Source organism: Paenibacillus sp. 598K (genome assembly GCF_003851045.1).
Lineage (GTDB): Bacteria > Bacillota > Bacilli > Paenibacillales > Paenibacillaceae > Paenibacillus_D.
Genome location: NZ_BFBX01000133.1, coordinates 7,093 through 19,895 on the forward strand (window position 1 = coordinate 7,093; position 12,803 = coordinate 19,895).

The 12,803-nt window shown below is 59.6% G+C and carries 10 protein-coding genes; 8 read left to right on the plus strand and 2 right to left on the minus strand.

Going from position 1 to position 12,803, the window contains the following annotated elements; genetic code table 11:
• A partial coding sequence (locus PA598K_RS30215; protein WP_185602315.1) for a helix-turn-helix domain-containing protein occupies positions 1–1,205 on the plus strand: 1,205 nt, incomplete at its 5' end.
• A gap of 218 nt (positions 1,206–1,423) precedes the next feature.
• Entirely contained in the window at positions 1,424–1,657 is a 234-nt protein-coding gene (locus tag PA598K_RS30220; RefSeq protein ID WP_376739094.1) for a hypothetical protein, read from the plus strand.
• Positions 1,658–1,770: 113 nt separating this feature from the next.
• Here the strand turns inward: PA598K_RS30220 and PA598K_RS30225 are convergent, their stop codons facing one another.
• Positions 1,771–2,097: a hypothetical protein gene (locus PA598K_RS30225; RefSeq protein WP_128660508.1), complete on the minus strand. Its 327-nt coding sequence runs from the start codon at positions 2,095–2,097 to the stop codon at positions 1,771–1,773.
• 124 nt (positions 2,098–2,221) lie between these two features.
• Positions 2,222–3,427, minus strand: coding sequence for an oxalate decarboxylase family bicupin (locus PA598K_RS30230; protein ID WP_128660509.1), 1,206 nt, complete (start codon positions 3,425–3,427; stop codon positions 2,222–2,224).
• A 188-nt stretch (positions 3,428–3,615) separates the two neighbouring features.
• Between PA598K_RS30230 and PA598K_RS30240 the strand changes: the two genes are divergently transcribed.
• From PA598K_RS30240 to PA598K_RS30265, 6 genes are all read left to right on the plus strand, one after another.
• Entirely contained in the window at positions 3,616–5,142 is a 1,527-nt protein-coding gene (locus tag PA598K_RS30240) for a glycoside hydrolase family 140 protein (protein WP_260405690.1), read from the plus strand.
• Positions 5,130–6,749 carry a response regulator gene (locus PA598K_RS30245; protein WP_128660510.1) on the plus strand — a complete coding sequence of 540 codons (1,620 nt, stop codon included), beginning with the start codon at positions 5,130–5,132 and terminating at the stop codon, positions 6,747–6,749. Before PA598K_RS30240 ends, PA598K_RS30245 begins: the two co-directional genes overlap by 13 nt.
• Positions 6,746–8,749: a cache domain-containing sensor histidine kinase gene (locus PA598K_RS30250; RefSeq protein ID WP_128660511.1), complete on the plus strand. Its 2,004-nt coding sequence runs from the start codon at positions 6,746–6,748 to the stop codon at positions 8,747–8,749. The genes PA598K_RS30245 and PA598K_RS30250 overlap by 4 nt, the downstream gene beginning before the upstream one ends.
• 197 nt (positions 8,750–8,946) lie before the next feature.
• Positions 8,947–9,912 carry an ABC transporter permease gene (locus tag PA598K_RS30255; protein WP_128660512.1) on the plus strand — a complete coding sequence of 322 codons (966 nt, stop codon included), beginning with the start codon at positions 8,947–8,949 and terminating at the stop codon, positions 9,910–9,912.
• Positions 9,913–9,940: 28 nt separating this feature from the next.
• Positions 9,941–10,828, plus strand: a complete 888-nt coding sequence (locus PA598K_RS30260) for a carbohydrate ABC transporter permease (RefSeq protein ID WP_128660513.1) — start codon at positions 9,941–9,943, stop codon at positions 10,826–10,828.
• A gap of 207 nt (positions 10,829–11,035) precedes the next feature.
• On the plus strand, positions 11,036–12,802 hold the full coding sequence (locus tag PA598K_RS30265; RefSeq protein WP_128660514.1) for an extracellular solute-binding protein: 1,767 nt from the start codon (positions 11,036–11,038) through the stop codon (positions 12,800–12,802).
• The last annotated feature ends 1 nt before the right edge of the window (position 12,803 follow it).

Below are 12,803 nucleotides of genomic sequence, written 5' to 3' on the forward strand. Positions count from 1 at the left end.
CGCTGTCGGCGGAGCTGCCAGTGCTGCTGCTCTTCGGCGCGCTGGGCGAGCCAGAGTCGGGCGAGGACGATCTGGCCGCCCGTTCGCTCATGCGGTACGCCGCTCAGAACATCTCGGAGGAGATCCTCGGTCGCGCTTCCGCTGTATACTGCTGCGGGCTGGAGCGCGACCGGCTCGTCTGGTTTATCCAGCCTATCATCCATCACGATGCTGTTGCCGATGCCGACGGAGCGGCTGATGTCGACCTGCTCGCCACAGTACGCGCTGGGGAGAAGATCCTTGCGGGCAACGACCGGGCGACGCCGGAGACATGGGATCGACTGATCCGCTTCGTCCACGGCAGTCTTGAGACGGTTCAGTCGACCTGTCGTCAGCTATTGAAGCGATCGCTGCGCATCGCTGCTGCCCAGGAAGCGGTGGACTGGGCGCGTGTCGGCGAGCGGTTCGAGGCGCTGCGGCTACAGTATAGTCGTGGTCTCGCCGGGTCAGCGGAGGTCTTGTCCTGGTCGGCCGAGCGGCAGCCGGATGAGACGCTCGCGGAGCAGCTGCGCCATCGCTGGCGGCGTGAGCTCGATCGGCTCGGGGAGCTGCTCTACAGCAGCGAGACAGAGGCGTATCTGAGCCGCCATTACGAGCTGATGAGCCAAGTGGGCGAGGCGGCGGAGCGCTATCCGACATTGCCGCGGCTGGTCTACTATGGGCTGGCCAATCTGATGCTCGGCTATGTCGACTCGCAACGGCTGGAGTCCAAGGCGGCGGAGCGACCAGCCTATGAACGGCTGATGCGGTACGAGTCGCATCATTCCTGGGAGGAAGCAACGGTCTTTCTGGCAGAGCTCGCGGGGTGGCTGCATTCGGTACGGGAGGAGAGTCGGCAACGGCAGGAGGAGCAGCTAATCGCGGAGTTGCATGCGTACGTAGAGGAGCATCTGGGCGGCGATCTGTCGCTCGTGCGGCTTGGGGAGGTCGTGTCGCTCAGTCCGGTCTATCTGTCGCGGGTGTACAAGCAGCTGACAGGACATAACCTGACGGAGCATATAATGGAGATGAAGCTGGAGCGGGCCAAGCAACGGCTCGCAGAGAGCGAGCGCCTCATTCAGGACATTACCCGCGAGGTCGGCTTCGAGTCGCCTGCGTACTTTACCCGCTTCTTCCGCAAGTATACCGGCCTCTCGCCGCAGCAGTATCGGGATAGCCGGAGGTAGGAGTTTGCAGGGGAGTGGCACGAGTGCAGGCGCACGAAGCCGAGGGGCTTGACGAGATCAAGTCCCCCTCGGCAGTTTATACCTGTCTAATCCTATCTATCATATAGGGAATTGGGTATTATACAACAAGGGGCAAAAAAAGTCAACAAATAACTTGAAATAATGGACAAGCTATAGTATGCTGTACAGGTAGCCAAGATTTGGGAGGAGATGGAACGATGGAAAAGGACATGAACATGATGATGAACATGAACATGCAGATGATGATGAACATGTGTATGGAAGAAATGATGTGCAAAATGAACACCATGAAGATGATGATGGACTGCATGATGTCGATGGGAATGGAAGGCATGGACACCGAGATGATGATGTCCCGCATGCAGGATTGCGACGAGAAGATGACGATGATGATGAATATGATGCGCGAGATGAAGCAAGCATCGGTTTAAGAACCGAGACGATGGAAGACTTCATAGGTTGCCGCTTCTCGGCGGCGCTGTATTCATCAGGCGGAGCAGACCACTGCATGCCTGTTTTTTGTGTTTTTTAGCTGTTCCCCGCGTTATCCCTTACGAAGCGCCAAACTGATCCGCACCCGTTCCTCCCTTAGCTCGAAGAGCTGATCCCGCAGCCGTTGCTTCATGCTTTCCTGACTCATGTGCATCTGCTTGTACAAGTCCAACATCCTGCGATTGATCTCGTCAAAGGAGCTCCAGAGATGCTCGCGCTTCGAAAACTGCGCCTCCCTCTCGATATGCCGATCGCGGTCCTGCAGCCTGCTCAACAACTCGTCATACCATATCTGATCTCCGATCCGGCGTGCATAATTCAGAAGATCCAGATAATCGTCCGTCCAGGCCCGTGCAATGGTAGTTGGTGTAGTTGTCATATCAGAATGCTCCCTTGCTGCAATTTATATACCTAGTATTATACTCGGATTAGTACAAAATTCAAGTCTTTGACTTAAAAAAATTTCCCCGCACCCACAAAATCGAATGCGGGGTCGTCGTTCGTTACGTGTCAGGGCTGTCGGAGGTGAAACCGAAGCCGGGGTAGCGGACGACCGGCCACTTGACCTTGCGGAGGTGGTCCAGCAACGCAGGGCCGACATGCAGGTTGCTGGCGACGAGCTGCTGCGGGGTGAGCGCCAGCCATTGGTTGAGCGAGACGTCCTGGAAGCGGTCGCTTTTGAACATTTCAAGGAACCAGACCGTCTCCGTGCCGGTATTCTGGACATAGTGTCCCTGGGCAAAAGGCACATAGCCGACATCGCCTGCCCGATAGTCGAAGGTGCGGGCCGAGCCGTCGCCGGCAAACACGGTCATCCGAGCCTGACCGGTCAGATAGTATTGCCACTCGTCTGCATTGGGATGCCAATGCAGCTCCCGCATCGCGCCCGGCTCGATCTCCACGAGGGCGGCGGCGATCGTCCGCGAGATCGGGAAGTTGGTCGAGTCTACGATCCTCACGCTGCCGCCCGGCGTCCGGAGCGGCGGCTGCGCCATCAGCCGATGCGTGAAGCTCTGCGGCACAGCGCCGTAAGGGGACTGCACCTGCTGGCTCTCTAGCGGTCCGGGCACCTCGTCCTGGTAGATGTACACTTGCTGACGAGGGATGTCGCGGAAGGCCGTCTCCGGCACGCCAAAGTTGGCCGACAGCACCTCCGGCGGCGTATGGGCAAACCAGTCGGAGACCGACAAGGTGTTCAGATCCGAGAAGCTGCCGTCATCAAAGACGAGAAGAAACTCGCAGCCCTCCTCCAGACCCTGGATCGAGTGCGGGATGCCTGGGGGGAAGTACCACAGATCGCCGGGACCGACATCGGCGATGAAATTGCGGCCCTGCTGGTCGACGGCGGTGATGCGTGCGCTGCCCAGCAGCATATAGGCCCATTCGGCCTGCTGATGCCAGTGCAGCTCGCGGACGCCGCCCGGCGTCAGACTCATATTGACACCGGCCAGCGTCGTAGCGATCGGCAGATCGCGCACCGTGATCTCTCGAGACCAGCCGCCGTGATTAAGCTGCATATGCGTGTCCGAAAACGAGAAACGCAGGTTCGGAACGAGTCCGGCATCGGTCTTCGGAGGGACGAGCAGATCGGGATTTTGACGGTCGCGCATAATATCCCTTGGGCCGCAATCAACGTTGCCGGCGCCATCGCTGCGGATCGGCTGCGGGATCGAACTGGCAGGCCGCGGGGTACGGTCGGATGGTTTCATAAGCGTGACTCCTCTCCTGGGCTGAATTCAACAGTTGTATTGGTACATATGACGAACCGGTCTTGGCTTATGCCGGAATGCAGCAGGTTAACAAAAGTCAAGCCGGGTTGAAATCGGATTATTGCCGCCGCGTGGCCCCCTCCGTATAATGGAGGCACGATATACGAACAGATGAACGGGGGAGCCCTATGACAGAGGCAATGCAGTCGCTGGCGGTCAGCCGGTGCGGGAGGTATCTGGAGCAGGCGGACGGGACGCCGTTTTTTTGGCTGGCCGATACGGCTTGGGAGCTGTTCCACAAGCTGACCCGCGAGGAAGCCGAGGTATATCTGGATATCCGCGCCGAGCAGGGCTTCACGGTTGTCCAGGCGGTGGCGCTGGCCGAGCTCGATGGCATCCGTAAGCCTAATGCCTACGGGCGGTTGCCGCTGCATCCGGTGGAGGGTGTCGGAGCTGGGATGGGTCAACTAGATGCGCAATCGGTTCATGGCGAGTCGAGGCAGGAGGGCAGCCTCGACACAGCCGCCGACACAGCGTCGGCGCTACAGGCTCCGGCGTCCGAAGATCGCTCGGCCGCAGTTGATGCAGCGCAGAATCTGCAAGCGCTGCCCGACTATGACGCCAGGCCCCGTGCCGACCTGCTGCGGGCAGATACGGACGGCCCATATTCGTACTGGGATCATGTCGATGCGGTCATCGAGCTGGCGGCCGAGCGGGGCATCTACATCGCGCTCCTGCCGACCTGGGGGGACAAATTCAACCGCAAGTGGGGCATCGGGCCGGAGCTGTTCGCGCCGGATCATGCATACGCTTACGGGCGCTGGCTGGGCGAGCGCTATCGCGATCGGGCCAATCTGATCTGGGTACTCGGCGGCGACCGTCCGCTAGAGAGCGAGCGGCATCGCGAGATCGTGGACCGGATGGCAGCCGGACTGCGCGAGGGCGACGGCGGACACCACCTGATGACGTTCCACCCGCCAGGCGCGGCGACCTCGGCCGACTATGTCCATGATCGAGACTGGCTGGACTTCCATATGATCCAGTCCGGTCACGGCGAGGCCGAGATCACCAACCACCTGCGCGTGCAGCGTGACTATGCTCGGATGCCGGTTCGTCCGGTGCTGGACGGCGAGCCGTGCTATGAGGATCATCCGATCGCCTTCCGGGCGGAGCTTGGGTACTTCGACGCGGCCGATGTGCGCAGGGCTGCGTATTATGCGGCGCTCTCCGGCGCATGCGGCCATACGTACGGGCATCATTCGGTCTGGTCGATGAGCGACGGCATGTACGCCTCCGCCGTCTGTGAGGAGCAGGGCGTCTACATCATCATGTCGTGGAAGGAGGCGCTGCTCCGTCCCGGCGCCGAACAGATGCGACATCTGCGGGCGCTGCTGGAGAGTGGCGGCTGGGGTCGACTGACGCCGGACCAGGAGCTGCTGCCGGCCAATCTGGCAGGCGCGGCGCATTGCGTCGCTGCCCGCAATGGCGGAGAGGCGCTCGTCTATACGCCGTTTGGCCTCTATATCGATATATGTCTGGACCGACTGGGAGGCGGAGCTGTGCGGGCGAGTTGGTACGACCCGCGCGACGGCAGTCGTTCCGACGCAGGCGTGATTAAGGGCGGCGGGGTGCAGCGGTTCTACGCGCCGACGAGCGGTCGCGGCGAGGACTGGGTGCTCTGTCTGAGGGAGGAGGCGAGAGGATGTACAAGGTAATCATCGTCGAGGACGAGATGCTCGTCCGCATCGGACTGAAGAGCTCGGTCGACTGGGAGCGCTACGGCATGGAGGTGGTCGCCGACCTGCCCGACGGGCAGGCGGCCTGGGAGGTATACGAGCGGGAGCGTCCGCATCTGGTCATCACCGATATCCGGATGCCGCGAATGGACGGGATGGAGCTGATCTCCCGCATCCGTCAGCAGGACAAGGAGACACGCATCGTCGTCCTCTCCTGTCTCGAGGAGTTCGACCTGGCGCGCAAAGCGGTGGCGCTCGGCGTCTCCAACTATATCGTCAAGCTGACGATGACGGAGGAGGAGATCGGCGGCGTGCTCGAGGGGGTGGGCGAGGAGCTGCGCCAGCAGGAGCGTCCGGCTGCGGTCGAGGAGCCGGAGCTCTCGACGGCCAACCTGGCGCTGCTGAAGGAGAAGATGCTCAAGGATTTCCTGTTCTACGGCATCTTCAACGCCGACGAATTCGGCTCATTTGCGAAGCGGCACGGACTGCGTCTGGAGCCCGGACGACTGGCGGCCGTCGTGATGGAGCTCGACCGCTACCCGCAGCTGCGGGAGAAGTTCAAGGACGAGCAAGGGCATCTGATCCAGATGACGCTGATGAATCTGCTCGGAGAGCTGACCCAGGGCCATAAGCGGGGCGAAGCCTTTCATCTCGACGAGAAGCGCTATCTGCTCCTCTTCAGCTTCGGCGATCTGACCTCGGAGCAAGCGATCCAGCAGGAGCTGCAGGTTGTCCTCCACCATATCCGCGAGACGATCCGTACGTACTTTAATGGCTCGGCCAGCTTTGGCATCAGCACGGTGCAGGGCGGCTATCGCCAGCTGCCCAAGCTGTACGCCCAGGCGCAGCAGGCGCTCGAGGGCAAGTTCCTGGCCGGCATCGGCCAGCTGCATTGGCCGGATCGTCGCCCCTCGACGCAGCAGGTGCGCCAGCTGCTGGCCGAGCTGCGAGAGCATGAAGCGTTGCTCGCGCTGCTGTCGCCGATGAAGCGGCAAGAGTACGAGTCGTTCATCGACAGTCTGGAGCACGGGCTGGACGGCCCGCGCAAGCCGCTGGAGATCGTGCTGCTGCAGCTGACCCAGTGGCTCGGGACCGCGCTCTACGACGATGTGCCGGGCGAGAAGGCGCTGCTGGTCAGCATCACTGAGCAGCTCGAGCAGGCCGACACGCTGCCGGACATGCTGGGACAGGTGAGCGGCTACGCCAGCGAGCTGGCCGAGCAGTCGCGCAGCCAGCTGCATATGAGCGGCGAGATTACAAAGGCGATTCAGTATATTAAGCAGCATTATATGCACAATATTAGTCTACAGATGGTAGCCGATCATGTGAGCCTGTCGCTCAGCTACTTGAGCAATTTGTTCAAAAAAGAGCTGCAAATCTCCTTTGTCGATTATCTGAATCGGTACCGGATCGAGCGGGCCAAGGAGCTGCTCACCGGCACGCAGCTGAAGTCGTACGATATCGCGGTGCAGGTCGGCTTTTCGCCGGAATATACGTACTTCAGCAAGGTGTTCAAGAAGGTGACGGGGCTTAATCCGAATGAATATCGCAGACAATGGCTGTCGGGAACGGGGAATGCGAGATGAAATTGCTGGGCCGGTTTCAGAGCCTGCGCACGCAGTTGATCATCAGCTTCATGGTGACGAGTCTGCTCGTGCTGATGGCGGCTTCGTACTACATCTACTCGTATATGCAGGAGATGATCCGGGACCAGAACGAGCGGTTCCTGTACCAGCAGTTCCAGCAGCTCGACCACAACGTCCATAGTCTGATCAGCGACGTCGATCGGCTATCCAGCCTGTTCCTGCGCGACGACGAGATTCAGGATCTGCTGGTCAACCTGTCGGAGAAGAGCGAGCTGGAGTTTCTGGATTACAAGAACAGTCTGCACGCCCGCATCGCGACTTTTATCGACAACTATTCGTATGTGCACTCGATCTACCTGACGGCTGAGAATCAAGGCGTCGTCGGCGGCACGGGCATGACGACCCTGGTCCACTCGGATGCGGAGTGGAAGGCGCGTTTCTTCACCTCGGAGGCATATCTGCGTTCGCAGGCGGAGTATCCGAAGCTGATCGTCGAAGGTGCGTTCCATGAGTCGTTTTATAATCCGTACAAGACCGCCGAGACGGGCGGCACGGTCATCTCGATGATGCGCGGCACGCGGGCGATCTACGATCCGCGCGTGTCGGCGACGCTCATCTTTAATGTCGACGAACGCTACTTTGCCTCGATCTACGCCAGCTCGCTGGACGGGGAGGACGGCGATATGTATATCGTCAACGACCAGGGCATCATCGTCTCGAGCAGTCGGCCGGAGCGCGTGGGGACATCCAGCCCGTACGTACCGCAGGCCGGTGGCGAGCCTGGCGACTATGGCAGCTACGATGCGACGGCCGAGCCGACGCCGGTGCAGGTCGTCTATTACAAGCTGGAGGACGCCGGCTGGTACGCGATGAAGGAGGTGCCGCTCAGTCTGTTCCGCGAGCAGGTGTATAGCATCCAGCGGATGATGATCCTCGTCTTCCTGATCAGCCTGTGCGTCATCTTCGCGACGACGTACGTCTGGCTGAAGCGGATGACGCGGCCGCTGCTTGATCTGTCGGACAAGATGAAGAATATGGGCCGGGGCGAGCTCGGCGTAACCTTCGACGAGGTGCCGGACAACGAGCTGGGCACAGTCATCCGGCGCTTCAACGAGATGTCGCTCGGCATCGTCGACCTGGTGGACAAAAACAACGCGATGCAGGAGCAGAAGCGGGAGCTGGAGATCGAGGCGCTGCAATACCAGATCAATCCGCACTTCCTCTACAATACGCTCAACATGATCCGCTGGATGGCCTCGATGATCAAGGCGGACAACATCGTCAGCAGCATCGTCGCGCTCGGCAACATCCTCCGTCCGGCCTTCACGAGCAAGGATGCGATGTGCACGCTCGCGGACGAGCTGAAGTATCTCGAGAACTACGTCAAAATTATTAACTGGCGCTTCAACAATAGTGTCGAGTTCGTGCTGGAGGTCGCGTCGGAGCATCTGAACGCTCAGGTGCCGCGCTTCATCCTGCAGCCGCTGGTCGAAAATGCGATCTCCGCCGCCAAGCAGGGCGAGGAGTATGCGATTCGTATCGTGATCCGTACGGAAAGCGATGACGAGGAGCTGCGCATCCATGTCATCGACTCCGGCGCGGGGCTGTCCCGGGAGAAGCTGGCGGAGCTGAACCGCCAGCTCGAGGCGGGAGAGCGCCGCAGCGAGGGCGAGGCGGGTGGCACTCCGGCGGACGGCAGCCAGGCTGCGTCCGGCAGCGGCGAGGCGGGCGCAGGTGCGCATGGCGGCGCCGACGCGCGGCGCGGGCCGTCAGCCGCAGAGCGCAGCGGATCAGGCAGCGCGAGTCAGCACGAGGGTGCATCCGGCGGTCCGCGCAGCAGCGCTGGCGGGGGCACCGGCATAGGCTTGCACAATGTGAACAAGCGCATCCGCCTGTACTTCGGCGATGCATATGGCCTGCGTTTCGAGCCGCGTGAACGCGGCGCCGAGGTTGTCGTTCGTCTACCGTCGACACAGAAGCAAGGACCGTCCCAACACTAAGGAATCAGCCTCCACGAGCGTGGGGGCTGATTTTTGTTTTGGCAGTTCAACCGAATCGCAAAATCGTTCAACCTCGCGTCGCCTTCTTTTCAAGAGAGATAGATCGTTCAATGGAATCGGTAGATCGTTCATTTTGCCAGGCAGCGCAGGGCAGTAAGATAGGAGTATAAATCAGCGCCAAGAAGAGGAGTCAAGCGATGGAGACCGTATACGAATCCAAAAAACAAGCCAAGGCCAAAGCGGCTCCCGCGGCCAAGCGCCGCAAGAGCGGGACGTTCCGCCGCGACGGCATCAAGCTGCTGTTAATGGCCATTCCTTTTGTATTGCTAGCGTTTGCCTTTCATTATGTCCCGTTGTTCGGCTGGATCTACGCCTTCTTCGATTATCGGCCCGGCATCCCACTCTCGCAGGCAGAGTTCACCGGTCTGGATACGTTCCGGGCGATGCTCTCCGATCCGCAGATGGTGCGGGTGCTCACGAATACGCTGGCGCTCAGTTTCCTGGCGATCCTGACCGCGCCGCTGCCGCTCATCCTGGCGATCCTCGTATCGGAGGTCAAGGTCGAGTGGTTCAAGCGACTCGTCCAGACGACGTCGACGCTGCCCAACTATATCAGCTGGATCATCGTATTCTCGCTGGCGTTCAGCATGCTGAGCTCGGAGGGCGCGCTTAACCAGATCCTGATGAATCTCGGCATCATCAGCGAGCCGCTGAATATCCTCGGCAATTCGGACCGTGTCTGGTCGGTGCAGACGATGCTGCTGGTGTGGAAGACGGTCGGCTGGAGCGCGATCATCTATCTGGCAGCGATCGTCAGCATCGATAGCGAGCAATACGACGCCGCCAAGGTGGACGGCGCCGGACGCTTCCGCAGCATCTGGCACATTACGATCCCGAGCATCATGCCGACGTTCCTCGTGCTGCTCCTGCTGTCCATCAGCAACCTGCTCTCGGCGGGCTTCGAGCAATACCTGGTCTTCACCAACGTCATGGTCGCCGACCGCATCGAGGTGCTCGATCTGTACGTGTATCGTACTGGCCTGGTACTGCGGGATTATCCGTATTCGACGGCTGTCGGGATCTTCAAGTCGGTCATCAGCGTCCTGCTGCTGTTCATGGTTAACGGCTTGTCCAAGCGCATAAGAGGCGAGAGTATCATCTGATTGAGGCAGGAGGAGGAGTGAGCAAGTCATGGTAAGAAAAATGTCCGTTCCCGATATGATGTTCAGCGTCGCCAACTATTTGTTCCTGTCGCTGCTCATTATCGTTACTGTCTATCCGTTCTATTACATCTTCATCTACTCGATCAGCGATTCGATCGAAGCGCAGAAGGGCGTCTATCTGTGGCCGGCGGGCTTCTCCCTGGAGAGCTACAAGACGACGATCGGCTTGCGAGGGTTGCCCGATGCGGCGCTCGTGTCGCTGCTGCGGACCATATTCGGTACGATCATCACGGTGCTCAGCTGCTCGTTTTTCGCCTATCTGATCACCAAGCATGAGATGCCGCTGCGGCGTCTGATCTACCGGTTCGTGCTGGTGACGATGTACTTCAACGCCGGCTTCATCCCGTGGTATCTGACGATGCGGGCCTACGGGCTGCAAAACAACTTCCTGCTCTACATCCTGCCGACGGCGCTGACCGGATTTTACGTCATCCTGATCAAAACGTTCATCGAGCAGCTGCCGCAGTCGTTGGAGGAGTCGGCGAAGATCGATGGCGCGGGGTACTTCACCATCTTCACCCGCATCATCTTCCCGTTGTCGATGCCGATCATCGCCACCATCGCGGTGTTTGCCGCTGTAGCGCAGTGGAACACCTGGTTCGACAACTTCTTCCTCGTCGAGGACCCGAAGCTGCAGACGCTGCAACTGGTGCTATACAACTTCCTCAATCAGTCGAACAGCATCGCCAACATGACGACGCAGGAGATGACGCAAAATGCCGAGGCGCGGTCGATGACGCCGCAGTCGATCCGGATGACAATCACGATGCTCGTGACGCTGCCGATCGTGCTGGTCTACCCGCTGCTGCAGCGCTTCTTCGTCAAAGGCATCATGATGGGCGCAGTCAAAGGGTAACGAACGCATATTCATATCGAGCTGCCTGAACAGGGAGCGTCGGCGCGCGAGGCGCGCGGATCGCTCCCGCTGTTGGCGGCGGATTGTAAGGGCTTACGGTTGGAAGAACGCGGCAAGAGGATTATCCAGCACGGCGTCCGGCAATAATTAACTGGGCAATGCGCTGATAATTATATACGATGATAGTATCCATGGGAGGTTACACGAATGAGAAAAAGAGGGCTGAAACGGACCGCTGCGATGATGACGCTGACGCTGGCGATGCTGGTGTCCGCATGCTCCGGCAACAATGGTGGCACGACGCCTGCGAACAACGGGGGCACGGACAACACCGGCGCAGAGAAGCCGGCAGCGGAGACGACGCAGGAGCTGACGACGCTGCGCGTACTGGTCGTTGAACCGGGCACCAAATGGAACACGTATCCTGATAGCGTAATCGCCAAGGAAATCGCTCGCAAGGTGGGCGTCAAGATCGAATACGTCGAAGCCGACGACAATAAATTCAATGTCATGCTCGCCGGGGGCGACCTGCCGGATATCGTCCGCGCCGACCCGAACAAATATGCCAAGCAACTGATCGAAGGCAATCTGATCGTGCCGATGGACGATATGCTCGCTGCGCATGGCGGCGACATCACCGCCAATGTGCCTGGCGTTGTCGAGTACTCCAAGAAAAACTGGAGCGCTGGACAGGACAAGGTATTCTTCCTGCCGCCGCAGGTGCAGCCTAAGCCAAGCCCGGTCGCGAAGACGATGACGATCGGTCCAACGATCCGTTGGGAGTACTACAAGGAGATCGGCACGCCCGAGATCAAAAACACCGATGACCTGCTGAACGCGCTGGAGCAGATCGTCGCCAAGCATCCGACGACCGAGGACGGCAAAAAAATCTACGGCGTCTCGATGTGGCAGGACTGGGGACTGTGGCCGTACAGCATCCCGTTCATCTTCGAGACGCAGCAGCTCGCAGCCAACACCGATATCATGGTGAAGGAGGAGGGCACGGATCAATACATTAACTTCCTGACGAACGAGAAGTCTTCGTTCTGGAAGGCGATGGAGTTCTACAACCAGGCGAATCTGCGCGGCCTGCTCGACCCGGACGCGCTGACGATGAAGCATAACGACTATCTGGCGAAAGCGACAGCCGGTCAGTTCGTCGTCGGTCCTGCGACATGGGCGATGGGCGACTTCAACTCGCAATATGCCAAGGACGGCAAAGGCTATGTCGTCATTCCTGCCGGCAAGCTGCTGTGGAGCGGCGGCGTCGGACCGCTCGGCTGGGCCGACAAGAGCTACTCGATCTCCAAGAGCTCGAAAAATCCGGAAAAAGCGATGGAGTTCCTAAACTATCTGTATTCCTACGAAGGCGCGAGAGCGATGTATAGCGGTATCGAGGGCGAGCATTGGGAGATGGTCGATGGCAAGCCTGTGCTGAAGGACGCGACCTTCACCCTCAAAAACGAAGGCGGTGCGGCATGGGAATCGACAGGTATCGCGCTTGATCGCAACCTGATCGGCCTCGGCTCGAGCGTTGAAGATCCAGCTACCGGTACGCCTGTAGATCTGTTCACGACGGTCGATGCGTTGGCCAAAAACGTGACGGCGCTCGAAAAAGACTTCAGCGAGCACTACGGCGCTTCCTATCCAGGCGAGGTCGTCCAGAAATTAGTCGAGGAAGGCAAATACAACGACTTCAGCACGCCGTACCAAGGCTTGTCGGACGACGAGATCGTCGCGATGGCAACGATCGTCACGCCGGTGCTTGACGAGGAGCTGACCAAGATCGAGGCGCAGCTCAAGGAGCTTGGCGCACGCCACGCGGCGCGCATCATCCTCTCCAAAAACGAAGCGGAATTCGAAAAGAACAAGCAAGAGGCGCTCAAGGCGTTCAAGGACGCAGGCGCAGAAAAAATTACCGAGTATTACACAGCTGCGTATACGGAAGCCAGAGCGGCAGCTGGCGTGAAATAAG

Excerpts from the sequence above, each read along its gene's own strand:
- PA598K_RS30240 (WP_260405690.1), top strand. The coding sequence starts at position 3,616 with ATGACAGAGGCAATGCAGTCGCTGGCGGTCAGCCGGTGCGGGAGGTAT.
- PA598K_RS30245 (WP_128660510.1), top strand. The coding sequence starts at position 5,130 with ATGTACAAGGTAATCATCGTCGAGGACGAGATGCTCGTCCGCATCGGA.
- PA598K_RS30250 (WP_128660511.1), top strand. The coding sequence starts at position 6,746 with ATGAAATTGCTGGGCCGGTTTCAGAGCCTGCGCACGCAGTTGATCATC.
- PA598K_RS30225 (WP_128660508.1), bottom strand. The coding sequence starts at position 2,097 with ATGACAACTACACCAACTACCATTGCACGGGCCTGGACGGACGATTAT.
- PA598K_RS30220 (WP_376739094.1), top strand. The coding sequence starts at position 1,424 with ATGGAAAAGGACATGAACATGATGATGAACATGAACATGCAGATGATG.
- PA598K_RS30255 (WP_128660512.1), top strand. The coding sequence starts at position 8,947 with ATGGAGACCGTATACGAATCCAAAAAACAAGCCAAGGCCAAAGCGGCT.
- PA598K_RS30230 (WP_128660509.1), bottom strand. The coding sequence starts at position 3,427 with ATGAAACCATCCGACCGTACCCCGCGGCCTGCCAGTTCGATCCCGCAG.
- PA598K_RS30265 (WP_128660514.1), top strand. The coding sequence starts at position 11,036 with ATGAGAAAAAGAGGGCTGAAACGGACCGCTGCGATGATGACGCTGACG.
- PA598K_RS30260 (WP_128660513.1), top strand. The coding sequence starts at position 9,941 with ATGGTAAGAAAAATGTCCGTTCCCGATATGATGTTCAGCGTCGCCAAC.